This window comes from Pseudoalteromonas sp. BSi20652, from assembly GCF_000239855.1.
Lineage (GTDB): Bacteria > Pseudomonadota > Gammaproteobacteria > Enterobacterales > Alteromonadaceae > Pseudoalteromonas.
Genome location: NZ_BADT01000107.1, coordinates 1 through 26,812, shown reverse-complemented (window position 1 = coordinate 26,812; position 26,812 = coordinate 1). Strand labels below are relative to the sequence as shown.

At 38.2% G+C, this 26,812-nt stretch carries 22 protein-coding genes and 1 pseudogene; 4 read left to right on the top strand and 19 right to left on the bottom strand.

Translation table 11 applies throughout. From position 1 onward, the window contains the following. Nucleotides 1-703: pseudogene (locus P20652_RS18125) on the bottom strand (DUF885 family protein); the annotation flags it as partial. A 242-nt stretch (nt 704-945) separates the two neighbouring features. Here P20652_RS18125 and P20652_RS08775 point away from each other — a divergent pair. After that, the gene (locus P20652_RS08775; protein WP_008168951.1) at nt 946-1,533 is read left to right on the top strand and encodes a DUF4202 domain-containing protein; all 588 of its coding nucleotides are present in this window, start codon (nt 946-948) and stop codon (nt 1,531-1,533) included. Between the two features lie 41 nt (nt 1,534-1,574). Further along, nucleotides 1,575-2,078 (top strand): zf-TFIIB domain-containing protein, encoded by a 504-nt coding sequence (locus P20652_RS08780; protein ID WP_008168947.1) that lies wholly within the window; start codon nt 1,575-1,577, stop codon nt 2,076-2,078. 80 nt (nt 2,079-2,158) lie between these two features. Here the strand turns inward: P20652_RS08780 and der are convergent, their stop codons facing one another. The 9 genes from der to ndk all read right to left on the bottom strand — a co-directional run bounded on the left by der (nt 2,159) and on the right by ndk (nt 12,636). After that, the gene (gene der / locus P20652_RS08785; protein WP_033017497.1) at nt 2,159-3,625 is read right to left on the bottom strand and encodes a ribosome biogenesis GTPase Der; all 1,467 of its coding nucleotides are present in this window, start codon (nt 3,623-3,625) and stop codon (nt 2,159-2,161) included. A 93-nt stretch (nt 3,626-3,718) separates the two neighbouring features. After that, nucleotides 3,719-4,897, bottom strand: coding sequence for an outer membrane protein assembly factor BamB (gene bamB / locus P20652_RS08790; protein ID WP_008168946.1), 1,179 nt, complete (start codon nt 4,895-4,897; stop codon nt 3,719-3,721). A 10-nt stretch (nt 4,898-4,907) separates the two neighbouring features. Beyond that, nucleotides 4,908-5,528, bottom strand: coding sequence for a tetratricopeptide repeat protein (locus P20652_RS08795; RefSeq protein WP_008168944.1), 621 nt, complete (start codon nt 5,526-5,528; stop codon nt 4,908-4,910). A gap of 19 nt (nt 5,529-5,547) precedes the next feature. Next, the gene (hisS, locus tag P20652_RS08800; RefSeq protein ID WP_008168943.1) at nt 5,548-6,828 is read right to left on the bottom strand and encodes a histidine--tRNA ligase; all 1,281 of its coding nucleotides are present in this window, start codon (nt 6,826-6,828) and stop codon (nt 5,548-5,550) included. A 136-nt stretch (nt 6,829-6,964) separates the two neighbouring features. After that, nucleotides 6,965-8,083 (bottom strand): flavodoxin-dependent (E)-4-hydroxy-3-methylbut-2-enyl-diphosphate synthase, encoded by a 1,119-nt coding sequence (gene ispG / locus P20652_RS08805; RefSeq protein ID WP_008168942.1) that lies wholly within the window; start codon nt 8,081-8,083, stop codon nt 6,965-6,967. A 5-nt stretch (nt 8,084-8,088) separates the two neighbouring features. Continuing rightward, nucleotides 8,089-8,958 (bottom strand): RodZ domain-containing protein, encoded by an 870-nt coding sequence (locus P20652_RS08810; RefSeq protein WP_008168941.1) that lies wholly within the window; start codon nt 8,956-8,958, stop codon nt 8,089-8,091. Then, on the bottom strand, nt 8,955-10,787 hold the full coding sequence (gene pilW, locus P20652_RS08815) for a type IV pilus biogenesis/stability protein PilW (RefSeq protein WP_008168940.1): 1,833 nt from the start codon (nt 10,785-10,787) through the stop codon (nt 8,955-8,957). The genes P20652_RS08810 and pilW overlap by 4 nt, the downstream gene beginning before the upstream one ends. 118 nt (nt 10,788-10,905) lie before the next feature. Next, nucleotides 10,906-12,036 (bottom strand): bifunctional tRNA (adenosine(37)-C2)-methyltransferase TrmG/ribosomal RNA large subunit methyltransferase RlmN, encoded by a 1,131-nt coding sequence (locus P20652_RS08820; RefSeq protein ID WP_008168939.1) that lies wholly within the window; start codon nt 12,034-12,036, stop codon nt 10,906-10,908. Nucleotides 12,037-12,204: 168 nt separating this feature from the next. Continuing rightward, entirely contained in the window at nt 12,205-12,636 is a 432-nt protein-coding gene (gene ndk, locus P20652_RS08825) for a nucleoside-diphosphate kinase (protein ID WP_007377442.1), read from the bottom strand. A 520-nt stretch (nt 12,637-13,156) separates the two neighbouring features. Between ndk and P20652_RS08830 the strand changes: the two genes are divergently transcribed. Then, entirely contained in the window at nt 13,157-14,029 is an 873-nt protein-coding gene (locus P20652_RS08830) for a DMT family transporter (RefSeq protein WP_008168938.1), read from the top strand. A gap of 245 nt (nt 14,030-14,274) precedes the next feature. On the opposite strand, the gene P20652_RS08835 is transcribed toward P20652_RS08830, so the two are convergent. From P20652_RS08835 to P20652_RS08845, 3 genes are all read right to left on the bottom strand, one after another. Beyond that, the gene (locus P20652_RS08835; RefSeq protein ID WP_008168937.1) at nt 14,275-14,532 is read right to left on the bottom strand and encodes a helix-turn-helix transcriptional regulator; all 258 of its coding nucleotides are present in this window, start codon (nt 14,530-14,532) and stop codon (nt 14,275-14,277) included. A gap of 419 nt (nt 14,533-14,951) precedes the next feature. Then, nucleotides 14,952-17,675, bottom strand: coding sequence for a TonB-dependent receptor (locus P20652_RS08840; protein WP_008168936.1), 2,724 nt, complete (start codon nt 17,673-17,675; stop codon nt 14,952-14,954). Nucleotides 17,676-17,696: 21 nt separating this feature from the next. Then, entirely contained in the window at nt 17,697-18,758 is a 1,062-nt protein-coding gene (locus P20652_RS08845) for a Ca2+-dependent phosphoinositide-specific phospholipase C (protein ID WP_008168935.1), read from the bottom strand. 180 nt (nt 18,759-18,938) lie between these two features. Here P20652_RS08845 and P20652_RS18120 point away from each other — a divergent pair, with 180 nt between their 5' ends. Beyond that, nucleotides 18,939-20,726, top strand: a complete 1,788-nt coding sequence (locus P20652_RS18120) for a metallophosphoesterase (protein ID WP_008168934.1) — start codon at nt 18,939-18,941, stop codon at nt 20,724-20,726. On the opposite strand, the gene P20652_RS21350 is transcribed toward P20652_RS18120, so the two are convergent. The 6 genes from P20652_RS21350 to P20652_RS08860 all read right to left on the bottom strand — a co-directional run. Then, nucleotides 20,723-21,016 (bottom strand): TonB-dependent receptor, encoded by a 294-nt coding sequence (locus tag P20652_RS21350; protein WP_050548206.1) that lies wholly within the window; start codon nt 21,014-21,016, stop codon nt 20,723-20,725. The two genes, P20652_RS18120 and P20652_RS21350, sit on opposite strands and share 4 nt — an antisense overlap. Nucleotides 21,017-21,027: 11 nt before the next feature. Next, nucleotides 21,028-23,208 carry a TonB-dependent receptor gene (locus P20652_RS18115; protein ID WP_272941824.1) on the bottom strand — a complete coding sequence of 727 codons (2,181 nt, stop codon included), beginning with the start codon at nt 23,206-23,208 and terminating at the stop codon, nt 21,028-21,030. A gap of 41 nt (nt 23,209-23,249) precedes the next feature. Next, nucleotides 23,250-23,576 carry an STN domain-containing protein gene (locus P20652_RS19505; RefSeq protein ID WP_083832860.1) on the bottom strand — a complete coding sequence of 109 codons (327 nt, stop codon included), beginning with the start codon at nt 23,574-23,576 and terminating at the stop codon, nt 23,250-23,252. 41 nt (nt 23,577-23,617) lie between these two features. Continuing rightward, the gene (locus tag P20652_RS08850; RefSeq protein ID WP_008168929.1) at nt 23,618-24,595 is read right to left on the bottom strand and encodes a FecR family protein; all 978 of its coding nucleotides are present in this window, start codon (nt 24,593-24,595) and stop codon (nt 23,618-23,620) included. A gap of 63 nt (nt 24,596-24,658) precedes the next feature. After that, the gene (locus tag P20652_RS08855; protein WP_237707122.1) at nt 24,659-25,186 is read right to left on the bottom strand and encodes an RNA polymerase sigma factor; all 528 of its coding nucleotides are present in this window, start codon (nt 25,184-25,186) and stop codon (nt 24,659-24,661) included. Nucleotides 25,187-25,983: 797 nt separating this feature from the next. Further along, nucleotides 25,984-26,812, bottom strand: an 829-nt coding sequence (locus P20652_RS08860) for a hypothetical protein (RefSeq protein ID WP_237707121.1), incomplete at its 5' end; no start/stop codon positions are given.

The following is a 26,812-nucleotide window of genomic DNA, read 5'->3' as shown; positions in this document are numbered from 1 at the left end:
AAAAGTCGTAAAAATGCTGATAAGCCGGGACTACTTTGAGCTAATTAGGCTTTGCTTTGTTTTGGTATGTGGCCTTTTGCTCTGCTGTAAACGTATTTGGTATACGTGTAAAGGGCTCGTATAAGGCACTGTTTTCAGGTTGCTTAACAATATGAGCGTTAATGCTCTGGCTGTAATTTTCAAATGTTTTGCAGTAGTGCGTATACCCCAGTTCAATTCCTTCCTTCATCAAGTTAATGTTTTCTTGGTTAAAGCGAGGGTAGTCGGCAAGGCTTACTAAAAATGCGTTGTAATCATCAGGTGTTAAAAATGCCATATTAGCCGGTGCTTCGGCAAAGTAGGTATGCCAGCCACTTAAAAAGTTAACCTGAAAATACTTATCTTGAAAAAGGTAGCTTTGCTGCTCTGTTTCTCGCTCGTATTTAAATAAACGGTAGTTCATTAGTTGCGAGCTGCTCAGCGTTTTAGGATCTATTTTACTTAAGCTTTTTATTACACTGTTATTGTAAGCTTGGCGCTTTGCAATGGCTTGTTCGGTCCAATTTGGTAATGTACCATTTGGCTTCCAGCCGTCTGGGTCGGTACGAAAGAATATTTTTTCGGCTTTTGCATTTTGCCAGTGGTTATCAATAATGGTTTTTAAATCACTGTTACTGTCGGCTAAGCTTGGTAGCGATGTAACAGCTAAGCAAATAGCTAAAATACTTTTTTAAACATATTATTCTCATTTTTAGCGCGTTGATTTTTATTAGTTTACGCACATATGTTATTTTTGTTTCTAAGATAATAACAAGTTAACTTTATTAATGCGCTTACTTTTATAACCTGTAACTCTTGGTTTTACTTTTTGATTGAACAAATTTCACTGCGTAACTGATTGGCGTACTAGTTTATTGTTTTATCAGCGTTTAGAATGATTAAAACTTATTATAAAAAATGACCGTCATGTTTAATAAAGTAATTACCTTAATTGATGAAGCAAACAACCAAGACCCAAATACTGAGCAGCACAATGGGCAAAGCTTTCCAAAAGAAAGCTTATACGGCTTGCGTATGAGCGAAATGCTAACTCGTTTTAAACCTGATGCCGATGCACTCATGCAAATTGCAGTGCGTGCACAGCATATTCAGCGTTGGAAGTCGCCACGTAGTGACTTTGAAATGAACAAACAGGGTTATCATCAATGGCGCAGTGCTCTTTATATATTTCATGCTAGCAGTGTGGTTGCGCTTATGCAGCAAGCTGGTTACGGTGAGGCTGAGCAAAACCGTGTTTTCGATGCGGTCGCTAAAAAAAATATTAAACGTAACCCAGATAGCCAATTAGTAGAAGATGTAGCAAGTTTGGTGTTTATTGAACACTACATGCTTGGGTTTGCTAGTGCAAAACCAGATTACAATGAAGAAAAATGGATTGGTATTATTCGCCGCACGTGGCAAAAAATGTCAGATGAAGCCCATGAGTTTGTACTTACAGGTAATATTATATTGCCTGCGCCGCTTGTTGGGCTTATTCATAAAGCGCTTGAGTAAAGTAGCGTAAGCTAGGTATTAAAATAAAAAGGATTTTTAGAATGTTATGCCCACGTACAAATGCCTCTCTTGAGCCGTTATTAATTGGCGGGATTACTGTTTACACTTCAGCGCAAGGCGGCGTATTTTTTGATAACAGCCAAATTTTTAAGTTTAGCTCGCCAGAGTTAAAGCACGGTCAGGTATTACTTAAATATTTGAGTGATCATATCGAGAGTGAATACGATGTATCGCTACGAATTAATTGTCCAAAGTGCATAAGCATTGTGATGATGCGCAGGTATTTTTCGCCAGTAAAGGCTGTCGAAATAGACGAATGCCCAGGCTGTGCAGGCATATGGCTTGATAGCGGCGAGCTGGCAAAAATACACGAAAATCACCTAACACTTCGAGAGCGTAAACTGTTAGCTAATGAGATGGCCACCAATCATGGGTTTATAACTATTAAATCACCTGCTTCTAGGTTTACGCCAACTAATAAAAATAAAAGTGCGCATGAAGCCACGGTGGAGAACTTAGTGCGCTTAGCTTTACTTGGTTTGTAACTCTTAATCACATATTAAAACAAAAACGGCGTACTAAAAAGTACGCCGTTTTTATTGCAATAAACTAATTTTTAACAAATTTATTTATTACGGTTTTCTTTAGCAAATGCACGTATTTTACGCTTTTGCGACAGTGTTACTTTATTAACACGACCAGCAAATGGGTTTTCACCTTCTCTAAATTCGATTTTGATTGGGGTGCCCATAATTTTAAGCGCTTTACGGTAATAGTTCATCAGGTAGCGTTTATAACTATCTGGTAAATCTTTAACTTGGTTACCGTGAATAACAATACGTGGTGGGTTATAACCACCGGCATGCGCATATTTGAGCTTAACACGACGACCACGAACAAGTGGCGGCTGGTGATCGGCTTGAGCCATGTCCATAATACGACGTAACATTGCAGTACTTATGCGTTTAGTCGCTGATTCATACGCTTCGTCAACAGACTCGAATAAATGACCAACACCTGTACCGTGTAGTGCAGATATAAAGTGGAGGCGCGCAAAGTCAATAAAGCCTAAACGGCGATCGAGTTCTGATTTAATACGATCTTTAACGTAATCGTCTAAGCCATCCCATTTGTTCACAGCAATTACCAATGAACGACCTGAGTTAAGCGCAAAGCCTAATAAGCTTAAATCTTGATCTGAAATACCATCGCGAGCATCAACAATCAATAACACAACGTTACAATCTTCGATTGCTTGAAGCGTTTTAATTACAGAGAACTTTTCAACTACGTCGCTTACTTTTTTACGCTTACGAACACCGGCGGTGTCAATTAACACATACTCTTTTTCATTTCGCGTCATCGGAATGTAGATAGAGTCACGTGTTGTACCTGGCATGTCGTATACAATTACTCGTTCTTCACCTAGTATGCGGTTTGTAAGCGTTGACTTACCAACGTTAGGACGACCAATAATTGCAAGCTTTACAGGTTTGTCTGCAAATGCCTGATGATCGGTATCGCTGTCTTCATCTTCTTCGTAAAGATTAATAAGCTCTTCGTCATCGCCTGTTACGTCTTCGTCTTGTGCAGCTAATTCAGCAATAAGCGGCTGAAGTGTTTGCTCAAGTAATAACGTAATACCACGGCCATGCGATGCAGCAATATGATGAATTTCACCTAATGATAATTGGTAAAATTCAGCACAGTTTGAATCTGCATCAATACCATCGGTTTTATTGGCAACAACAAAACACTTTTTATCTTGTTTACGCAAGTGATTAGCAATTGCTTGGTCAGCTACGGTCATACCTACACGAGCATCTACTAAAAACAGAACAATGTCGGCTTCTTCAATAGCTAGCAGAGATTGATCTGCCATTTCGATTTCGATGCCTTCTTCTGAGCCATCAATACCGCCCGTGTCTACCACGATAAATTCATAGCCATCGTAACTAGCTTGGCCATATTTTCTATCTCGTGTTAAACCTGGAAAATCGGCTACGAGTGCATCACGAGTACGTGTTAAACGGTTAAATAATGTGGACTTGCCCACATTGGGTCGCCCAACTAGAGCGATCACGGGAAGCATAAACTACCTCTTTAAAAAACAACAAAAGGCTTCGCAGAGCGAAGCCTTACAAAAAATAATTAACTATTAGCAGGTTATACTAATAGCAGTCAGTTAGTTTGGTATTTTTACCATACTAACTTCACCATCACGGGTGTATAAAATTAGCTTATCGTCGGCAACAACTGGCTCAACAAAAAAGCCTGAGCTGTCAAAGTCTTCGCGAGATACTAGCTCGCCAGTTTCTTTATTTAGCCAATGTAGGTTACCTTCTTGGTCGCCTAAAGCTAAGTGGCTACCTGCAACTGCAGGGCCTGTTAGGTACCAACCACGTAGAGCGGGTTGGCTCCAACGTTCAATACCTGAATTTTTATCTAATGCGTAAATAACACCATCGCTATCTACTAAATAAATTGTTTGTGCATCCATCGCAATTTCGCGGTAGCTGCTGTACTCGCGTTTCCATACAACATTGCCAGAGCGAATATCTACAGCGGCTAAGTTGCCGTTGTAAGCTATAGCGTAAGCGTATGGACCGCTAATAAGTGGTTGAGTGTCTACGTCAACTAGGCGTTCAAATTCTGATGCGCCTTTAGCAACCGCAATTTCTGCGCTCCATGCTGAGTAACCACTGTCTGAAATTAATACGCTTAGCTTGCCTGTTTCAAGGCCAACTAATACACCACCGTTAGCAACGGTTGGCGAGCTTTGTCCGCGTAATGTTAGTGGTGGAACTTCTTGTTCAAAGCTCCAACGCTCTTCGCCTGTATCTGGGTGAAGGGCTAACAATTTACCAGAGCCTAAATTTACAAATATTAAGCCATCGCCTGCTGTTGGTTTAGACAGAGATTCGCCTGGTACGTTTTTACGCCAAACTTCTTCACCAGTTTCGCGATCAAGAGCAATAATAAAGCCGTGTTCAGAACCAATATAAACTTTACCATAGGCTTGCAAAATACCACCTGATAATTTTGCATTACCGTTGTCAGCCCAAGGCCAAAACGATAAATCTTGGCGTACATCGGTTTCCCATTTTGTATCGCCATTATCAAGCGAAAGCGCTTCTACTTGGCCTTCGCGGCTAGCAACATATACAGTATCTTTGTAAACTGCGGGTGTTAAACGAGAAAAATAATGCTCTACGCCATCACCTACAGATTCTTGCCAAACAACGTCAGTTTCAAATTGGTTTACAATTTCAGGAAGTACTAGTTCATCTTCATCATCACTTGATGAACAACCCATCAGTGTTGCCATACATAGGGCAAGGGCTGCTGCTGTAAATTTTTTCATGCCTAAAACCTTATGCCGCTGGGCTAGTTACTGCTAGGTCATCTAACTTAATTTGTAATAGTGGGTTACTTGTTAATCCACCCGCATCTATTGCTGCTTGGTATGCAGTACGTGCTTGATCTTTATTACCTTGCTCAGTGTAAATGTCGCCTTTAAGCTCGGCCACGTTTGCATTGAACGCTTCAGGTAATGGTGCATTTAATGTTGTTAATGCATCGTCATATTTAGTTTGCGCAATTTGAACACGTGCTAAACGTGTAATCGCAATTGCTTTTAATTCTGTATTTGGCGTATTAGACACAACCCAGCTTAGCTTTTCGCTTGCTACGTCTAGTTTTTTCGCTTCTACTGCGTCTTTTGCAGCAACAAATGCAGCAAGTGTTGCGTAGTTTGTGTCTTTATTTTCGCTAATAAACGCATCAGCTGAAGATAATACATCGTCGCTTTCAACAAGCGCTGTATATGAATCTGATGCTTTTTCAGCGGTAGTAATTTGGTTTTGGTTATATGCTTTCCAGCCATATAAGCCACCAAGGCCAACAAGTATGCCTAGTGTAAGTGAAATGCCGTTTTCACGGAAAAAGCGTTTAATGGCTTCTGCTTGTTGTTCTTCTGTTGAATAAATATCCATTCTTACCTCTAATGTTCGCTTAGCCGTTAATAAGCTCAGCTAATAGCGCTTTAGCTTGTTCTAATTCTAATGTGACTTGTTCTTTACGCTCGCGTAAATACTTGATGGTCACAACGCCTTTTTCTAATTCATCTTCACCAATAATCACTGCAACAAGTGCATCGCTTTTATCAGCACGTTTTAATTGTTTTTTAAAGTTGCCGCCGCCCGCATGCACCATAACGCGTAAACCCGGTACGTCTTTACGTAGTTGCGCTGCAATTGCAGGAGCTTGAATGCTTGCTTTGTCGCCCATTGCTGCTAAATATACATCAGCATTACGACGAATGTCACCTACACACTCAAGCGCTTGTAGTAATAACACTAAGCGCTCTAGACCCATTGCAAAACCAACTGCTGGCGTTGCTTTGCCGCCAAGTTGTTCAACTAAGCCGTCGTAACGACCACCAGCACATACAGTGCCTTGTGCGCCTAAGCTGTCGGTTACCCATTCAAACACGGTGCGGTTGTAGTAGTCTAAACCACGTACTAACTTTTCATTAACCGTATATGAGACGCCAGCAGCGTCTAAACGTTCACATAAATTTTCAAAATGTTCTTTTGATTCAGCATCTAAGTTTTCAGACAATTTAGGTGCATCAGTTAAAATTGCTTGTACGTCTGGGTTTTTGCTATCAAGTACGCGTAATGGGTTTGAATACATACGACGTTTTGAGTCTTCATCAAGCACATCAATGTGTTGCTCAAGGTAGGCTACTAACGCATCACGGTAATCTGCACGCGCTTCGTTAGACCCTAAAGAGTTTAGCTCTAAACGAACGTGGTCAGTAATACCAAAGGCTTCCCATAGTTGCGCTGTTAATAAAATAACTTCTGCGTCTATATCTGCTGTAGCAATACCAAATGTTTCTAAACCAAATTGGTGAAACTGACGGTAACGCCCTTTTTGCGGACGCTCGTGACGAAACATTGGACCCATGTACCAAAGGCGTTGTTCTTGGTTGTATAATAAGCCATTTTGGTTGCCAGCACGTACGCATACTGCGGTGCCTTCTGGGCGAAGTGTTAATAAGTCGCCATTGCGATCGGCAAAGGTGTACATTTCTTTTTCTACTATATCGGTAACTTCACCAATAGAGCGTTTAAATAAGTCGGTTGATTCTACAATAGGAAAACGAATTTCTTGATAACCGAACGATGCTACTGTCTCGCGTAAAATGCTTTCTACTTTCTGCCAAACTTGTGTATCGCCCGGCAGACAATCGTTCATACCGCGAACTGCCTGAATTTGTTTTGCCACTGATAAATCCTAAATGCTGTTTATGTGTAATAAAAAATGCTTACACAACAAGAATGCTAAAAATTGACCCGCTATTATAGCGCTCTGGTCATAAAGGTAAACGCCAAACACCGCTGTTTGGCGCTTTATACGGTATTTATTCGACTATTTTTATGTCAATCGGTGTTTGTTTTTGTCTTTTAGCAATAAAGTCGCGTACATAACCTTCAAGTTGCTCAACAATGTTGTTGTTATCAATGCGCGCTTTTTGACGCTCGCCATTTATATACAAACCAGAACGACGATTTGCACCGGCAAGCCCTATATCACTCACAAGCGCTTCACCTGGTCCATTTACAACGCAGCCAATTACCGAAACTGACATAGGTTCGATAATATCCTCTAAGCGCTCTTCAAGTTGGTTCATGGTGCTTACTACATCAAACTCTTGACGTGAGCAGCTAGGGCAGGCAATAAAGTTAATTCCACGCGAACGAATTCGCAATGAATTTAAGATATCAAAGCCTACTTTAATTTCTTGTACCGGGTCGGCTGCAAGTGACACTCGTAGGGTATCGCCAATACCTTCGGCAAGAAGCATACCTAAACCTACTGCAGATTTAACAGAGCCTGAGCGCATGCCGCCCGCTTCGGTAATACCTAAATGCAGTGGTTGGTCTATTTCTTTAGCGAGTAAGCGATATGCACCTACCGCTAAAAATACGTCAGACGCTTTTACTGATATTTTAAATTGGTCAAAATCAAGGCGGCGCAATATATCTACATGGCGCATTGCTGATTCTAGTAAGGCTTCTGGTGTTGGTTCGCCGTATTTTTCTTGTAAGTCGCGCTCTAGTGAACCGCCATTTACACCAATACGAATAGGAATGTTGTGCTCGCGTGCTGAGTCTACTACGGCTCTAATACGCTCTTCACTACCTATATTACCTGGGTTTATACGCAGACAATCAACGCCATATTTTGCCACTTTTAAGGCAATACGGTAATCAAAATGAATATCTGCAACTAGCGGAATCGTTACTTGCTCTTTTATACTTTTAAACGCTTCGGCTGCATCCATTGTTGGTACTGACACACGGACTATGTCGGCACCTGCATTTTGTATTGCTTGTATTTGTGCAACGGTCGCATCAACATCCATAGTATCGGTGTTGGTCATTGATTGCACAGCAATAGGGGCACCATCACCAATAGGTACGTTACCTACATTGATACGGGTGGATTTTCTGCGTTTAATTGGAGATTCTGAAAACATAGCGACTACTCTGCTAGTGGTAATGTAAATTTGGCTAAACGGTTTTTAGGGAATGCAGAAACATCTACAGGTTCGCCGTTTAAAGTAATGTCTACAGCGTCATGCTTACCAAGCACAACTGAAAAAGGAGGCGTTCCGCTTACGGTCATAATGTAGCCTGCTTTTTTAACGCCGAATGCTATTTTTTCGCCTTCACCGTCGTAAATTTCAACCCAACTTTCGTCGGTAAAGTTCATAACAATTGTACTGCTAACATCTTCTTGGCTTGCGTTGTTAGAGGCAATAGGAGTCGTTTCTGTAACTGCTTCTGGGTTTGTTGATGTTTCACTAGGTGTACTTCGTGATTCTAATAATGATTCGTTGTCAATTTCGGCTTGTTGCTGTTGCTCTGAAATACTGGGTTGAGCGGCTTGGCGCTCACTCATTTTTGAGTTCGCAACGTTTATGTTACTCGTTTGCTCTTCAATCGGTGTCGCGTTTTGCCAAAACCATAAAGCAGATGAGCCAATAACAATCGCTAAAATTAAATAGCTAAAAAACATTAAACGACTGTCGTTTGCTTCTTTTTCTGTTCGGCGCGAAAAACTCTGCATATTAGCGGGTTTAGCCGGCTCTGGTGGGGCTGGCATCATTGCTAATATAGGTGCGCTATCTACTTTTAATTCACGGCAATAGTTTTTTATATAGCCTTTAACAAAAGTGATAGGGCCGAGTAATGTAAATTCATCATTTTCAAGGCGTTTAATTTGAAGTTCAGACAGCTTTAACGGTGCAGCAATAGTTGCGATGCTCACGTTTGCTTGCTCTCTGTGATTTTTTAGTATTTGGCCTACAGTTGGCTGTTCGCTCTGTGTTTGCGTATTTTCTTCATTCATAATAAGTATGATTCTGGATCCACTAGTAAAAGTCTATGTCCTGGCGTAAGCGCTATATCAGGACTTAATTTATTCCATCGCATTAATTCATCAATTAATACATGCCGCTGGGTAGCAATATCGTAAAGGGAATCACCAGCTTTAATTTCGTAATAAATATTTGGATCGTTTAGGTATATTTTACTTCCATTCATTACCCGATCCGACTCTTTTAGACCATTCCATTGCAGGAGCTTTTGTAGTTTAACATTGTATCGCACCGAAATGCTAAATAGGTTTTCGCCAACAGCAATTACGTGAAATGGCACGCGTAGAGGCGATACTTTAGGATTAAGCATTGGGAGCTCTGTTTTTTGTACTGCTTCATAACTTTTAAATTCAATATCAGCATCATTTTGATAGTTGCTGTTTTCAAATACAGTTGTATTTTTAGTCGCTTCGTAGAATACCACGTCGCTACTGTTTTTTTGATTTGTATCTGCAGGAGCTGAATTACTATAGTTATTAGTTTGCTGCGAATTAAACTGGGCTGTTTTAGGGGCGCCGAACGAGATTATTGTTACTTCGTCATCTGCTTTAGCTGGTTGCTTTGCTGCTATAGCTTCTTTTTGAGGTTCGTAAACTGGCTTAGCTTTTTCAGGAGCTGCTACTATGGGAACTGCAGAGTCGTGCTCAGTAGTAAGTGCAAGCATAACAGCCGATGTATCGGTAGGTTTGCTTGGGACCACTACTTTAGGTACATCTACTTTAGGTACCTCTACTTTAGGTACCACTACTTTTTGATCTGTTACTTGTTTTGCTATTACAATTTCGTTTTTATCAGCTACATTGCCTGTTGTATTTTGTTCTTCTCTTGCAATAACTGGGTTTGCATCTTGAGTTGTTTTTTTATCACTGTTTGTTACTAAGCTAGTTGAGCCGTCTAGTGAAGGACGCTTTTTTCTAACTACTTTTATTTTAGGCTTTGAGCTTATGTGAGCGCCGGTTGCATCATTTTTTAATTCATCAAGCTGCGCTTTTCGGTATTTTTCTCGCAGTATTTCAAACTCATTAAAGCGTGTTTTTTGTTCTCTTATCGCTAAGGCTTCATTACTTGCAGAGTAAGTTTGTAAAATAGTGCTAGAAATTTTTTCAGCATCTTCTATTCGGCCCATTCTATTTTTTACAAGGTAGCTAAGCATTAATGCACGAGAAGATACTCGGCCTGTATCTTCATAACGTTTTAAAAGTTCACTGGCTTTGTGTAAATCACTTTTTGCATAAAATAACGCCGCTAAACTTATCAGCGTAGATGAGCGTTGAGAACTGTGATTAAGTGCTTGCTTAAAGTAACTCTCTGCATTTTCAAAATCATTAAATTCAATAGCACACAAGGCTAAATTTTCGTAACTTTCGGCAACACGAATATAAGAAGGTACTTCGATGGCTTTTAAAAATTGATCAGTTGCACGGTCGTATTCGTCAATACCACATAAAAATACACCATAGTTGTTAAGTGTATTCGGATCGTCTGGCTTTATTTCAAGCGCTTTTTGGTAGGCTTTATCAGCTAGCGTGCTTTCACCTACTTGTTGATAGTAATAAGCAAGAGAGTAGTGTACTTCAGGTAAATTAGGGGCAAATTCAGCTACACGTTCTAAATTATATTTTGCTTGAGAGTTATTACCCGTTTTTAAATACTGTAGTGCTAAAGCAATTCGAGTGCGCGCTGCGCCAGCGTTATTAATTTTATTTTCGACGACGGGTTTATTGCTGCCGTTATAACTACTTTCACTAACACAGCCGCTTAAAGTGATTGCCGAGAGTGTTATAGCAAGTATGGTTCGCATTACTTTATCTCTTTATTTTTATCCATAATGCCTATCTTACCTAAAAGCCTTCATGTTGCATCAATTATTTAATAATAAACGATTTAATATGAGGGCTTTAGGGTTTCTTAACTAAAAACTATGCTTGGTGGATATTAACGGAAATCGCGTTATCGTCACGCATTTTCTTTTTAGCTAAGCGTTTCGTCCGGTCAACTACGTCACCGACTAACTGCCCGCAAGCGGCGTCAATGTCGTCACCGCGAGTACGACGAACAATACAGGTAATACCCGCAGCTTGTAATACTTTTGAGAAGCGGTCAATACGGCTATTGCTTGAGCGAGTGTACTCATTACCCGGAAACGGGTTAAACGGAATAAGATTTACTTTAGAAGGAGTACCTTTTAACGTTTGCACTAATGCATGCGCCTGATCGGTGCTGTCGTTAATACCGTTAAGCATAACGTATTCAACAGTTACGTCTTTATTCGCTTTAGAGCCATCGATGTAACGACGACATGCCGCTAAAAATTCTTCAATAGGGTACTTTTTATTAACGGGTACTAAAATATCACGTAATGCGTTATCGGGTGCGTGAAGTGATATAGCCAGTGCTACGTCAATTTTTTCTTTTAGTAAATCAAGCGCAGGTACAACGCCTGACGTACTTAATGTTACGCGGCGCTTAGATAAACCAAAGCCCCAGTCGTCCATCATTAGCTCCATTGCTGGCACTACGTTTTTAAGATTAAGTAAAGGCTCGCCCATACCCATCATTACAACGTTAGTTACTGGGCGCTTTTCGCTATGACCATCAAGGCCAATATCTTTAGCTACACGCCAAACTTGGCCAATAATTTCAGATACTTTTAAGTTACGGTTAAAGCCTTGTTGAGCAGTAGAACAAAAAGTACATTCAAGCGCACAACCCACTTGTGATGATACACATAACGTAGCGCGCTCTTTTTCAGGGATCCAAACAGCTTCTACTTCTTGGCCGCCTTCCAGAATAAGTGCGTACTTAATAGTACCGTCGCTTGCTTGTTGGCGAACGGTTATTTCTGGCGCTACAATTTCACACTCAGCTTTGAGCTTTTCTTTGAGCTTTTTGTTTACGTTGCTCATATCGTCGAAGTTATCTACGCCAAAATGATAGATCCATTTCATCACCTGGTCACTACGAAACGGCTTTTCACCGAACGATGCAAATAGCTCGCGCATTGCTTCTCGGTTTAAATCTAATAAGTTAATCTTTTTTTGCTCGGTCATGAAACAACCTCAATCGGTGACGGTGGAGATAAAATTTACGAGGACGAATTGTACACAATTCACTCACTTTAATCATTAAGTAAAACATCATTAGTTTACTGATTAATACTTTACGTAATGACTAAAAAAGGGCCCGAAAGCCCTTTTCAATATGTTAACGAATTCGAATTAACGAGTACGTGAACAAAGCTCTTCGTCAGCGAAGAAGTACGCGATTTCGCGAGCAGCAGATTCAACAGCGTCAGAACCGTGAACAGCATTTTCGTCGATGCTATCAGCGTAGTCTGCACGTAAAGTACCAGCTAGTGCTTCAGCAGGGTTAGTAGCACCCATGATTTCACGGTTTTTAAGAACAGCGTTTTCGCCTTCAAGAACTGTAACCATTACTGGACCAGATGTCATGAAAGATACTAAAGCACCGAAGAAAGGACGTTCGCTATGTTCAGCGTAGAAACCTTCAGCTTTCTCTTGTGAAAGGTGAACCATTTTAGCTGCAACGATTTTAAGGCCAGCAGATTCGAAACGGTTGTAGATAGCGCCAATGTGGTTTTTAGCAACTGCATCAGGTTTTACGATTGAAAAAGTACGTTCTAAAGCCATCTTTATGCTCCAATAATTTTAAGTAAAAGTGTGAATATTAACGGGCGCGAATTATACGCGTTTTAAGTGAAAAATCCTAATTTTATTAAAAACCAGTTTGGTTGCAGTTTTGTGATCTCGATTAAATGTAAATTATAATCTGTATTTATATTGCCGCGCTTGTGTTTATGTATTTGTATTTAACTGGCTTAAACCCAGTTTTGTGTATGGAACCCACATGTCACCCGTTATTTATTCAATGCTTTTATCCCCGCGTTATGATGCACCGCAAGTAGCTTTAATATATGAAAAACAAGAAGGGTGAAAGTATTAACGATGCAAAAGGCCTTGGCACATTGTAAAAACCCTGCTAAATGAGGGCATTAACTTAGAACATGCTATTTATGAAACCTATGTTGTCAGTAATGTTTATTTATAAAATCAAAAAAGTGAATATACTAGTCTTTCAAATTTAACATGTATTGTTAGAGCGCTCATCACGGTTACTCTATTGTTGTTTTTAAAGGTAATCATTTTAGTTATGTGGATAATTTTTGCATTACTCGCCACCGTTTTTTTTGGTGCACGAGGAATAATGTACCAATGGACATCGCAGAAAAAAATTAACCGTAACCTGTTATTATTCGGTGTTTTTTTTGTAGGGTTCATAATCAGCGCGCTAGGTACTGTGATATTTGAACATACATGGTATGGCTGGCCAGATATTACTGTCGGACTCGCTTTAGGTTTTGGATCTTTTGCAGCTAATGGTTTTTTGCATAAAGGGTTTTCGGTTGGGAAGGCATCTTTAATTAGTATTCTATCGGGGTTAACGCCTTTATTTGTTCTTATGTTTGCCTTTTTATTATGGCAAGAAACCCTAACTATTATTCAATTAATCGGCTTTTTTATCATTTTTGGCGGGCTTTATATTATCCGCTATTCCAGCGATATTTCATTAAGTAATCTACAAGGCGCGCAATGGGGGTTACTTGCTGCATTATCTTTTGCATTTAATGACTTAATGGGTAAGCAATCAACACTCCTTGAGGCTGATACGTTTGCAACTTTAACGTCTATGTTCGGATTTGGTAGCTTCCTTTTTGCCGTTAGTTGGTTAGTAAAGCGCAAAAAAATGCTAGCAGAGCAAGGCAATTCTCAAGGGTATTGGTCTGCTGGTAAAACATTCTCGTGCGGGTTACTTATTGGTTTAACTAATGTAGCAGGTATGGTTGCAATAATATCGGCTTTTACAATTGGTAATACAGGGCTAGTTTCGGCAATTTCCGGAATGAATATTTTAATTATTTTATTGTACTCTCGCATCGTTCTAAAAGAGTCTTTTACACGCCAAGAAGTTGTAGGATTAACTACGGCATTGTTAGGTGTTGTTGTATTAAGACTCAGTTTTTAAAAGACGAATTGACTCAATAATTTCGTTGTTAAAGACATACATTAACTGCAATATTTATTGCGATAGTTATAAGGTTTTCAATTAAAGTATTTAAAAACAGTCTGTTACTTTTTTTGCTATGGCTTGTGCTACGATTTTATGTGACTCGGAAGTACTTGGTTAGTATCTTAAAAACTGTCTTAAGACAAATTGTATTAACTAAAAATTAAAAACACAAACTACCATAATCTTTGAATCGATATTATTTAATAACGCTTTAATGCCTGTTCGATAGACGTTGGCGCATTCTTACCTTGAGTTGGCGCTTTTGTTAATTCATATAAACGGGTCAAATCGTCAAGAGTTTGCCATAGAAGTAATAGCTGCCTGAATGAAATGAGCCCAGTAACTTTAAACTTTTTTATTGTAGAAGCAGGTACCGTACTTTTTTTAGCTAACGCTTCGCGTGACATTTTTGCTTTTTTGCGACGTTCTTTTAGATGCTCTGCAAAGGTTAGCTGCACATTACCTTCGCTTAATAATAAATAATAGAACCTTTAAAAAGACATCTGTGTATCTAAATTTGCTTTTTACGAGTTAAAAAAACATCATAGTATCTTTTATTTTTTTAGTAAAGTGGGTGTGACACTCTTATAGAACCTATAGCTAAAGTGATTTGAGTCTACAGTGATTTTTTTTACTGCTTTAGCGTACTTCGTCAGTAGCCGGTACCTGATAATTTATTTTAAGAGGGAGTTCGATTAATTGGATTATCTATTTTTATAAGTCATTTTTTTAGGCGAATATCTAAAAAATAATTAGGGTGTGCTGACTTTTGTGGATTGAAATTTGCTTAATCTAGGGGCGGTTAAATCGCGGCGCGAGGTTTGTAACTTAGTGTGCTTAGAGGCTCCACATAAAAGTAGAGCCTCATTTTTATAATTTAGAAACGATAACTGGCACCTAAATAAACAGTACGGCCATTAACCGTCGTATTGTACAAACGATCATTGGAGTCTGAATATTGCTCTTCTCGTTCATTAGTCAAATTACTGGCTTCTATAGTGAGCTTTAGCTTTTCATTAACCTGATAAAAGGCTGATGCATCTATGTATGTGCTGGCATGAAAACCATTTTCGTCTTCATCACCGTTACCGGCTTGTACCGATGCAATATAGTCACTTCTATAAGCTGTTGCAACGCGTGCGCCCCATGAATCAGAATCGTAATATACTGTAAAGTTACCTGAATGCTCTGACAGGCCAGGGAATGATTTATATTGATCAATACCTGAATTACCCACGTTACGGTACAGCGCTTCACCATCAGCAAATGTATAATTAGCAATAACACCTAAGTTATTAAACGGAGCTGGTAAAAAGTCTAGGTCACGTTGAAAAGCGAGTTCCCAGCCACTAATATCACTTTCATCTAAGTTTTGTGGCTGAATAACAGTAAAAACAGTATTTGCTGTTTGCGGATTACCGTTTTCGTCTACGTCGCCTAAAAAGCTAAGAGGATATCCGGTTTGACTGTATGGAATATCATATGTTTCGGTGATAATGAAGTTATCGATAGATTTATGGAAGTAACTTATGGCAGCATACCCAATGTTTTCAAAATAGTACTCGACTGAAAAGTCGAAGTTAACTGATTCGTAGGGTTTAAGGTTTGGATTTCCTGAGCTGATACTTAGGCCATTGGTTGATGTGGCATCATTTTGTACAACGCCTGTTGGCACTAATGCACCGAGAGAAGGGCGGGTGAGATTTTCGCCATAGCTTGCACGCAGTACTAAACTGTTATTACTATCCCAAACTAAATTTATAGCAGGCAATAGCCCTGAGTAGGTGTTTTCAACATCAACTACTTCTCCATTTATTAAACCTATGGCGTTGGTTTTAGTATCGTAATGGCGTACACCAGCATTACCCATTAAGAAACCTGAGCCTAATTCCCATTCAGCTTCGTATTGCAAATAAGCACCAAAGGTTTTTTCTTGTACGTTATCGGTAAAATCAGGATTATCTAAATTAGGATCGATATTCATACTTGCTAGGGTGCCTAGTACATCGACACTTACCCATTGCTGTTTATTGTGCGCGGTATTTGTAAATGTAAGGCTTGGATCTATGGTGTCATTAAGTATGCCATTTTCCCAATTGCTGCGGTTAACATTATCAGATTTAGTTTCACCGTTTTCACTTTCAAACTTTTTATTAGATACACCGAACTTTATATTTGAAGTAGTGTTAAGCGTGTAATTAAAATCTAATTTTATAGAGTCAAATGTATTGGTGATTTCTTCTTCAGATATATCAATTTCGTGATAGCGGAATAAACTACTGTCAGTAGGATCAAACCCGTATGTATTTTCCCCATAATAAGCATCTTTGCGATAATCAATAGTTTCATCGCCAAATGTTTCTAGGTAAACTTTAACACTGCCTGTATTGAACTTGGTTTCTGAACGCCCAACTAGGGCGGTCATATTTAAATCTTCTGTAATTTGCCAATCGCTATTTAATACAAACTGACTTATTTGAGTATCAGCATATTGGCGACGACTTTCTGAATGAATAGCGGCGTCTTCGTATACCGAATAAATAGCGTCGTTATTTTCATTTATTTCAAGAGTTGTTAGCTTTGAGCATATTTGCTCGTTGTTATAAGCCGGTCCAGTACAACCAATAGCTGTTGAACTAGAGCCTCTATTTTGTAAGTGGTATTCACTGCGGTCATTATTCAGTTCACCATATAGAGCGTCAAAACCAAATTCAAGGTTATTACTTGGGCGATACTGCAGGGCAAGTGTTGTTCCTAAGCGCTCCTGTTGGTTTTCAAATAATGAGTAGCGACTACCGCGTGAAAAGCTAATGTCTGAGTTGTTAATTTTATCTTGTAACTCCTCAGATAATTCAGATATATCTGAGCCTGAAGCATTTTTTTTGCGCCAGCGATACGTATTGTAACCTTGCTCATTTACATCACGTTTGCTGTATGCAATTGAAAATAATGCGCCAAATTTATCATCCCAAGTATCTGAGATCAGAGCTGCAAAACGTGGACTAATATCATCAGTTTGTGAATTGTCACCAAGTTGACCTGATATTGCAGTATTAAAACCATCAAAATCAAATGGTTTTGCTGTATGAAGTCCAACAGTTCCACCTATACCACCTTCATCCATTTCGGCAGAGAAGGATTTTTTCACATCAACACGCTGAAATAACTCAGAAGCAAATATGTTAAAATCAAAAGCGCGTGATCTGCTTACTGAGCCTCGGCTATCCATTGCCGAAGAAGACGTACCCAAAGCCTCCATACCGTTAAGTTGTACTTGTGTAAAGTTTGGCCCTAAACCTCGTAATGAAATTTGTCGGCCTTCGCCACCTTCTCGGGTAATCGCAATGCCAGGCACTCGTTGTAGTGAGTCAGCTAGGTTTAGATCCGGAAAATCAGCAATATCTTCAGCAACAATAGAGTCCTGTGCGCCTACAGAGTTTCGTTTTAAATCTTTCGCTTTTAACAAACTGTTGCGATAACCCTGTACAACTATTTCCTCTACTTCTGTTTGTACACCTTGCTCTGCATGTAGATAGTTTGAAATACCCAATGTGCTCATTATAGCAGTCGCTAAAAGTGTACGTGATGGTTTGTTTAACATGATGCTTCCTTGGTTTTTAATTTAAAGTTGATTATTAATAAAAGGGTTCGTGCGTACTAAATGACCGTCATCAAATTGCACAACATAGTTAAAGCGTGCCTGTTGTGGCGAGCCTGGTATAAAGTCGGTTGAAATTACTTGTGCGCCGCTATTTTTCGCGGCATTAAATTGGATTGTTCGTTGTGTTCTGGTTGCACTTAAGGTTGCATCTGCGCGGGTGCGCACCATGTAGCCTTTCAATACAAGTTGCTGAATTTTATAAAAGTCGCGCGTAGGATTGTTTACAATCATAAAAGCAGCTTCGGGCTGGTTTTCATCATAATTGGCAAACATGCTTGCCCCTTTTAACGAAGGCCTATTTTGTTTATAAAGTGCCGATTGCTGTGTATTGCCATCAAATAAGAATATGAACTTACCAGCCAAGGAGCGTGTACTTGGCCACCCAAACCTAACGACTGTTTGGTTTAAAGATAACGGTATTTTACGTAAGTTATCGGGCGTGAATAATGAGTTAGGTAATGACTTTTGAATTACTTTATCGAGTAAATAATAATCGCTCGGTGTAAATTTAAGTGGATTATTGCCCAGAACTAAATCAGATCGCGTTTCTTTTACATTGAGCATTACAACAATAGGAAAGTGCTGCGGATTTGCTTCTGACCATGCTTTGAGTGTATTCAAACATCCACTAAGCAATACACAATGGCTTTGCACATCAATATCGGGAATGTGCATTACTTTAAATCCAGGAGTCGCTAATTGCTTATTTTCTAACTCATTAAATAAAGGGGTAGTTGCTAAAGTATTAGCCCAAGGTTTTATGTATAAATCACCATTAGGGTCTTTTAAAACGTCAATTTCTAAATGGCGAACACCGCTATTTAACTGTTTAATAATAGAAGAATGACCGTAATCAATACGGGCCATTAGTTTAGGACTTAGCGTATTTAATTTATTTTTAACGCCTACGTTTAATGTTTTTTTATAGCTGTTATGTGAGCCAATCATTTGAAAGGTATTTAATGGCATAGCGTTAATGCTAGTTACATAACCTACAAATATAATAAAAATAAAAAGTGGCATAGCATGTCTCAATTTTTGAGTTTGCTATCTAAGAGCGGGCATTCATAAATTAGGGGACACAAAAATATGGATTTAATAAAAGCTTCATAATTGAAAAGCATGTTTATAAAGTTTTATGTCCCCTTTTGCCGATTACGCTGCTCTAAATAATAAGTTAAGTGAAAACTGGGTAAAACCATCATGATTAGAGTGAAAGCTGTGTGGTTAGGTCTATGGATTGGGTTATGTATTACATTTAAAGTGAGTGCTACCTCGTACTACGAGGTTAAAAGTGCAGTGAAGGTGGAGACGGTTAAAGTTGCATTTTTAGCTGATATTCATCTACATGATATTTTTGCTAATTTACATAATACAGACAATATAGAGTTACCAAAGGATGCAGGGTCAAAGCAACCATTACTGGTGCGAAGTATGTATGCGCAGCTTCATTCAACGCGACTTTTCAATGAAAATTATTTTGTTTTTTTACATGTATTAGATGAGCTAGTAGAAAAAGAAATTAAGTTAGTCGTTTTACCAGGTGATTTTACTGATGATGGCCAACCTATTAATGTACGGGCACTAGCACGTATTTTAGACCATTATGAAAAAACATATGGGATGCGTTTTTTTGCGATTCCGGGCAATCATGATCCCGTAAAGCCATTTACAACTGCGGCAGGTAAAGCTGACTTCTTAACGGCTCAAGGTAAAGAGTTTGGCGTTTATAGTTATCAACATGAAAAGTGTATGACTAAGCAATCTGTATGTGATGATGGTTTAAAAAACTGGGGTTACACTGAAATATTAAGCACACTTAGTGACTTTGGATTTAGCAAACATAAAAGTGACGTGCTATATGAAACACCTTTTAAAAACCGAGAGTTTATATGGTGTGACCCTAATGATGTTAATCATTGTATAACGATGCCAGATGCGAGCTACTTAGTTGAGCCCATAAAAGGTGTTTGGTTAATGGCAATAGATGCCAATGTGTATGAACCACAATGGCAAAATTCGCCACTCACTTTTAAGGGTTCGTCTAGTGCCGGCTATAATGCTTTAATTGATGCAAAGCCTTTACTGTTAAAGTGGATAAAAACGGTTGTAAAAAGGTCAAAAGAGCAAAACAAAACACTGATCGCATTTAGCCACTTTCCAATGGGAGAGTTTTACGATAGTGCGAATGATGAATTACATAAAGTGTTTAGTCGTGGCCATTTTTCCCTACCTAGAGTGCCTACACCTAGCACAACAAAAATACTTGCAGATACAGGATTAACACTACATTTTGCAGGACATATGCATCTAAATGATACTGCGTTGGTAACAAGTAATCGGGATTCTCAGTTAGTTAATGTACAAGTGCCAAGTTTAGCTGCTTATAAAGCTGCATATAAGGTTGCAGAGCTAAACACAGCTAAGCAAACCGCATTGGTAAGTACTCATACATTAGACGATGTTCCTGGTTTTAATGATTTATTTGGTTTATATGAAAAGGAATGGCTATATCGTAATCAACATAATCTTAGTAATTTTGACCGTACTATTTTGAGCTCAGAAAGTTATGGTGATTTTACTAAACAGCATTTATTTGGACTCATTAGTCAGCGTTTTTTAAAACGCGATTGGCCAAAAAATTTAGTGGCATGGCTAAATAATCATCATTATTTAGCCGATTGGTTTATAAATATGCAGTGTTTAAATAAAGTCTCGCCTAATTTGCTAATTCAACTTGAAGCTTTATCAACAAAAGAATGGCTTCAAGATTTTTATTTATTACGAAATGGCGATGTAACTGCAGGTATAAAACCTCAAAAGCGTATTACTTATCAAGAACTAAATGAGTTTTTAGCTCAATCGACATGTAAAGCAGATACGCAAATACAGCAATACTTGGCTTTGTTAATAAAAGTAATGGCAAAATTTAGTAAGCATACCCAAGGTGAGAATTTTAGCGTTGATCTAAAAACGGGGGAGATTATCTAATACTGATAACTCAACCCCAAGTAATAAGTGCGACCACTTGTGGTTGAGTTGTAGGCTCTTAGTGTTGAGTTACTGTATTGTCGCTCTTGTTCATTACTGAGATTAAATGCGCTAAATTTAAGTTTCCAATGATCAGAAAAATAATAATTTAGGTTTGCATCCCAATAAACCGTCGGCATAAACCCAGTTTCGTTTTCATCGAGCAAAAGACTGCCTGCTCGTACTAAATATTTATCTCTAAAAATAGCGCCTAGTTTAAAATTGAACTTAGGGTGATCGTAAAAGATCATGCTTGAGGCGGTTATTTTAGATAAAAAAGGTAGGTTTTTTTAAATACAGCTGAGCCATTATTTGAGTCATAATACGTGACTTTGCCTTTATTGTACGTTGTTTGTAGGTTGATACCCCAGTCAGAATTATGTATTAAATAATTTAAACTTATTTCCGCTCCCCACTGATAAGCAGTTTCTGCATTACTTAGCCAAAGGTTATTAATATCGGGGGTTGTGGACTGTGATATTTCTGATAAAGGGACTTGTGTAGTAACTATGTAATCATCTAAATCTTTATAAAAGAGTGATATATTAAACGTACTACGACTACTAAAATCAGCTTCTAAGGAAATATCAGTATTATAAGACAAGTAAGGTTTTAGACTTGAGTTAAATGTATAGTTTGTACTGTTTGGGGTATCGTTTGATCCATCAAAACTTAGTGAGTTCAGTAATGGTTTTGAATAGTTTTTAGAAAGCCCTGCACGTAATCGCCACTTATCATTTATAAAATATGAACCATTAAAAGTTGGAAGCCAAAGGCTATATGAAATAGGAGAGTAAGGGGCTTGAGTGTGAGATGTTATAGATTCTGATTGGTAACGCAAACCTATATGAGCTTCCCATTGTGTTTGCTCTGTGCTTAATAAAGTATAAGTTCCTCTGCTATATTCTTGTATATGCTCGGCTTCAGTGGTGATTGATGAACTATTATTTTGTATGTTATATGGGTCGATGCCATAAAGTTTAAGTGCCTCATTAGTGTTTATTTTTAACCATTGTAGATTTTTATGTGCATTTTGCGATGAAACATACGACGTAGGAAGGTCAGTTAATTGTTGTGGTGTATTAGTTAATTTATTAAAAAAAATGTCGTTTTGCTGTGCGTTATACATTTTATTTTCAAACAGAGTCCAATCAACTCCAAATTGAAGGGTTATTAAACTATTAATGTCATATTGAAAATCTAATTTTGCGAAAGTGTACTCACTATTTGAATTGTATTGTTCTATATCACCATGATGCATTTGCCACATTGTAGGATTTTTTAAATTCTCACTGTAGTTAATATCTGCATAAAATGGAGTTTTACGATAATCAACTGTAACGTCACTTATACCTTGGGTATAAATCTTATTGCTGTAAGGAATGTCATACTTTGATTGTTCTTTTCCTAATATGGCGCTTACTTTCCAATTTTTATCCACTTGTTGCGTAAGTGATAGCACACTTTGCTGATATGCCGTATTTATTTCTTGGGTTCTACTTTCGGTTGCGACTCGTGCATTTTTATAACGTGCATACACTAGCTCATTATTTTCATTCGCTTGAATGTCTGTAATTGTTGTTAGCCCTTTAATTATAGGCGTAGACTGATCCCCTCTAGGGTATAAATGATATTCATGCCTCTCTCCTTTTAAAAACCCTGAGAGCATATCAAAATCAAAATGGGTGGTTTCATTTTTATACTCTACAGATAGGTTTGCCCCAAATCGTTGCTGTGTAGCTTGCCATACCGAGTACCGATTACCGCGAGGAACTATATAATCGCCTTGAGTTAAATGCAGTGCTTGTGATTGGGTTAAAGCCGAGAGATCAGCCCCATCTATTGCGATATTACGCCAGCGAAATGTATTAGCACCTTGCTCTAACGACTCTCTGGTTGTGTATGCAACGCTTGCAAGTACCCCCCAATTATTCCACGTGTTAGAAATTAAGCTTGAATAGCGTTTTGCGCCTGTACCCACATAGTCGTTGTAGCCAACTTCTGGGGTAATAATAAATTTAAATCCCTCATTATCTAAAGGGTTTATAGTTTGTAATGCCATTGTTCCAGATATTCCACCTGCAATTTTATCGGCGGAGTATGCTTTAATTACATGGATTTGTTTAAAAAGTTCGGCAGGTAAAATATTGAAGTCGAAAGAACGATCGCGCTGTTTTTGCACTCGGCTATCCATCGGCGAATCATTATTTGCTAACACAGGCATGCCGTTGAGTGTCACCAAACTAAAATCAGGATAGTTACCTCGTATTGATACTTGGCGACCTTCGCCTGCTTCGCGAGTAATCGCTACGCCAGGAATATACTGTAAGGCCTCGGCCAAGTTAGTATTGGGAATATCGGTAATATCTTGTGCTGAAATTGCTTCACTAATCGTTTTATTATTGTGTTTTAAATTTCGTGAGCTAGCTAATGAATAGCGAATACCCTTTACTGTTATTTCTTCAAGAACTACGTTATTGGTTATTATTTTTTTTGAAAAATAACAAAACCATTATCTTGAATTTCATATGTTAATTCGCTGCCTCTTAATAAAAAATCCAGTGCTTGAGCAAGTGTATGATCGCCCACTAAGATGGACGTAGTTTTGTCGTTGATAAGTGAAGGATTACTACTAAAAGAGACTGCATATGCATTTGCTACTTCTCTTAAGCTGTCACTGAGAGACCCCGCTGGTATATAAATAAAGGTATTTATATTTTTTGCTGCAATAGGCAACGTTGTTAAACAACTAACACCGATAAAAAAGTACACTAAAATACTGTTACTTAACGTACATATCTGTTTTAGCATAATAATTTAATCAAAGTAATACGGTCATATTTTTTACTCATTTAAGGTAACGTTAAATGAAGTATGTTGTTCTTCTTATCTACTTTCCAGTTGTAAGTGGATGCAATTAGCATAAGGCTTTGTTGCGGCGTTTCTAGATTAAATCGTCCGCTAATTAGTGTATTATTTAGTGTGTTATCTACTTTAATTACCATAGGGCTGTAACGCTGCAATTGCTTAATTACACTGATTAGAGGTTCTTTTTCTGCATCAATCCAACCCATTCGCCAAGCAGGGAGTTGTGCTAACTGTTGGCTATAATCTACAGTTATATGGCCATTTTTTATAACAGCTTGTTGAGAGGGAGTTAATATCACTTTATCTAAAGCCGACACTTCTACTTTGCCTTCGTACACAGTTACCACTACTTCATCTTTATTGCGCTCTACATCAAATGAAGTCCCCAGTACTTTAATGCTTGCCTGTCCTGTATTTATTATAAATGGCCGTGTTTTATCTTTGGCTACATCAAAAAAAACCTGTCCTTTTTTTAATTCGATTTGCCTAGAGTGTGGTAGTAAGTGCGCAGTTAACTCACTATCTGCATTTAAGTGTAAATATGAACCGTCATCTAATAACTGCGATACACGTTTACCTAAATGTGCTTTTAAAAGCTGAGGCAGGCTAGTTTTAACTGCTGTTTTTGCAATAGGTGTTGGTGTAAATGCCTGTTGAGATATAGCAAGCCAGTACACTGCAAAAGCAATAGCGCTAAAACTAGCTGCTAACGCGAGCATAGAGAAAGTCCTCGAGCGTTTAGCATTAGGCGTAATTATTGGAGTCGATAAACTATTTTGTTCAGTATAAATGTGTAGAGCTTGTTTAACAGCAGGGTCGCCAAATATATTGGCTATTTTTTTAAATGCATTCTTATTTTCTGTGCATTTTAACCAAAGCAATAGTTCTTCACGGTCATGATCATTTAAATCATTAATTCGATCTACCCAATCTGCTGCCTGTTCTAAGCGTTGTTCGTTCATTAAAAAACCTAACCTGCGTTGATTAAATATAAAGAGCGTAAAAGTGTAATAAAGGGGACATTTTTATTGATTTTTTTCTATGTGAAGCGTTATTTGTATCATTGCGCGCGTAATATGTTTTTTTACAGATTCTTGGCTGATATTTAACTGTAGACTAATTTCTTCGCGACTTAATCCATCAATACGACGAAGCTTAAATACTTTTCGCCTTAATGGTGGTAACTCTTGCAAGGCATTTTTAACAAGTTCAAGCTTTTGCTCTGTAATAGACTGCGCCTCTGGGTCGCTATTATCATTTGTAAAAAGCTCAATATCTTCTGCATTATTTGGTTGGCGTTTATTTTTTTGCCAATCACTATACATAACGGACTTTGCGACTTGATTTATATACGCCTGAAAGTTTTCAATTTCTGATGTGTCATTCCTAGTTAATGTTCTCAATAGAGCTTCTTGCACTAGGTCGTCTACGTCATCTGTATTATTGGTTCGACGACTAATGAATTTACGAATATGGCTGACAACATTTTTTACATCGCTTTGTTCAGAAGAAATATTTAAATTCGATGGCAGGGGGCTTTTAAAAGTCTTCATTACTCAGTCTAGAATTTTATTTTAAATAAATACTAAATGAATAATATGACCAACTGATTACAGGTACGTTTGCTAGGTAAATTTAAAGAAGACAATTGGTTAAGATCAATTGATCTATATTAAGAAAGTGCATAATTTCGCGAATACAATAAAACATTAATTAGCGAGGCTAAATAGTGGCTCTAATCATAAATAACTAATGCATTTACTGTTAGTACTATTGCAGGTAACCACCTTATAAAAGTGTAGTGGTGCAGTATGCCTGTCAAAAGCATAAATCGAGCTGCATTTTTCTGATGTTCATTTAGTGCTGATGCTAGGTTAATCCATAGATCTACTATTAAATCTAGTTCGGTATGCGTTTGGTAAGATCTTGGGCTTTATGGACGGTCAGATATATAAAACTCGTCAATATTAGTTGCTGGATTATTACTTGAGTTAAATTTATTTTTGGCAAATCGTTATATTTTATAATGTGTGCAAAGAGTTCGATTGCTTGGTTATTGGATTTTACCTTAATAATGTTATCAATAATTTTTTCTAACTCTGTAGCTGTAAGAGATTGGAACGCTCGCTGAGCGGGAAGTGTTGTCTGAGCCTTTTTGTCCTGTAGGCGATTTATATTTTTTATGGTGTGAAATTATTCTTAGTGTTAAAACTTCAACCATGAAGCATAACTGTACTTATGGTTGAATTTTATTGAATAGGTTATTTAGATTTTTAAATTACAGAATCGATAGCTGTCTACTTTGTGTAAGCAAATATACAAGCTCTGATATAACCTATACGCCGTTATATCATTGTGCTATAGCTACTTTCTCAGTCCAGGCTTCTGGCATGTTAAGTGCGCCAACCGCTTTGACCATACAGCGAATTTCTTTGCCGGACACTTCACTCGTAATATCGTAAGTATTAGTTGCTGTGTATGTTAACGGATAACCATCAGCAAACCAATAATAACGAATATCTGTAATATCTTGTAAATTAGCTTGGCAAGTTATGGTGCCACCAACTGTTTTCTCCCCTGTAATAATAGGTCTACTGGTAAAGGGTTTTGGGATTTTCATTATGTTTGATGTTTTTTGTAGTACTTCAATAGAGTCTATGGTGAAGCTTGTTTGCTCAGGCGATGGCTCAAGGAAATAGTCATACTTTAATGCATAGTCAACTTGAAGATCGAGTCTTTCAAGATAAGTAGGAGGTGTTGGAACACGCCCGACTTCAACCCATTTATCGTTTCCTGCTTCATCTTTAATAGTTACATTTATATAGGTTATGTCATTATTAATGACAAATTCCCAAGTGTGGTATTGTCCATCCCAAAATTCAAGACCACCTTCAATTTTACTTTTTTGCTCGGTTAGCTCTCCTCCATATGCTTTGTAACTTTTATAGCTAGAGTCATCTTTTGCAAATATATTGGGAACATGAGCATAGTGATAGTGAGAAGCGAGTCCGTTTAACCACGATCCATTTTTACCATGAAATTCAAACCAATCAATTTCGATGCGATTTGCCGTTCGCCAAAACAAAAAGTCAGGATCATATGACCAAAATGCAGGGAATAATCCGTCAGGTAAATTTTCTTGTTCTATTTTAGGAAACATACTACGAATTCGGAATATT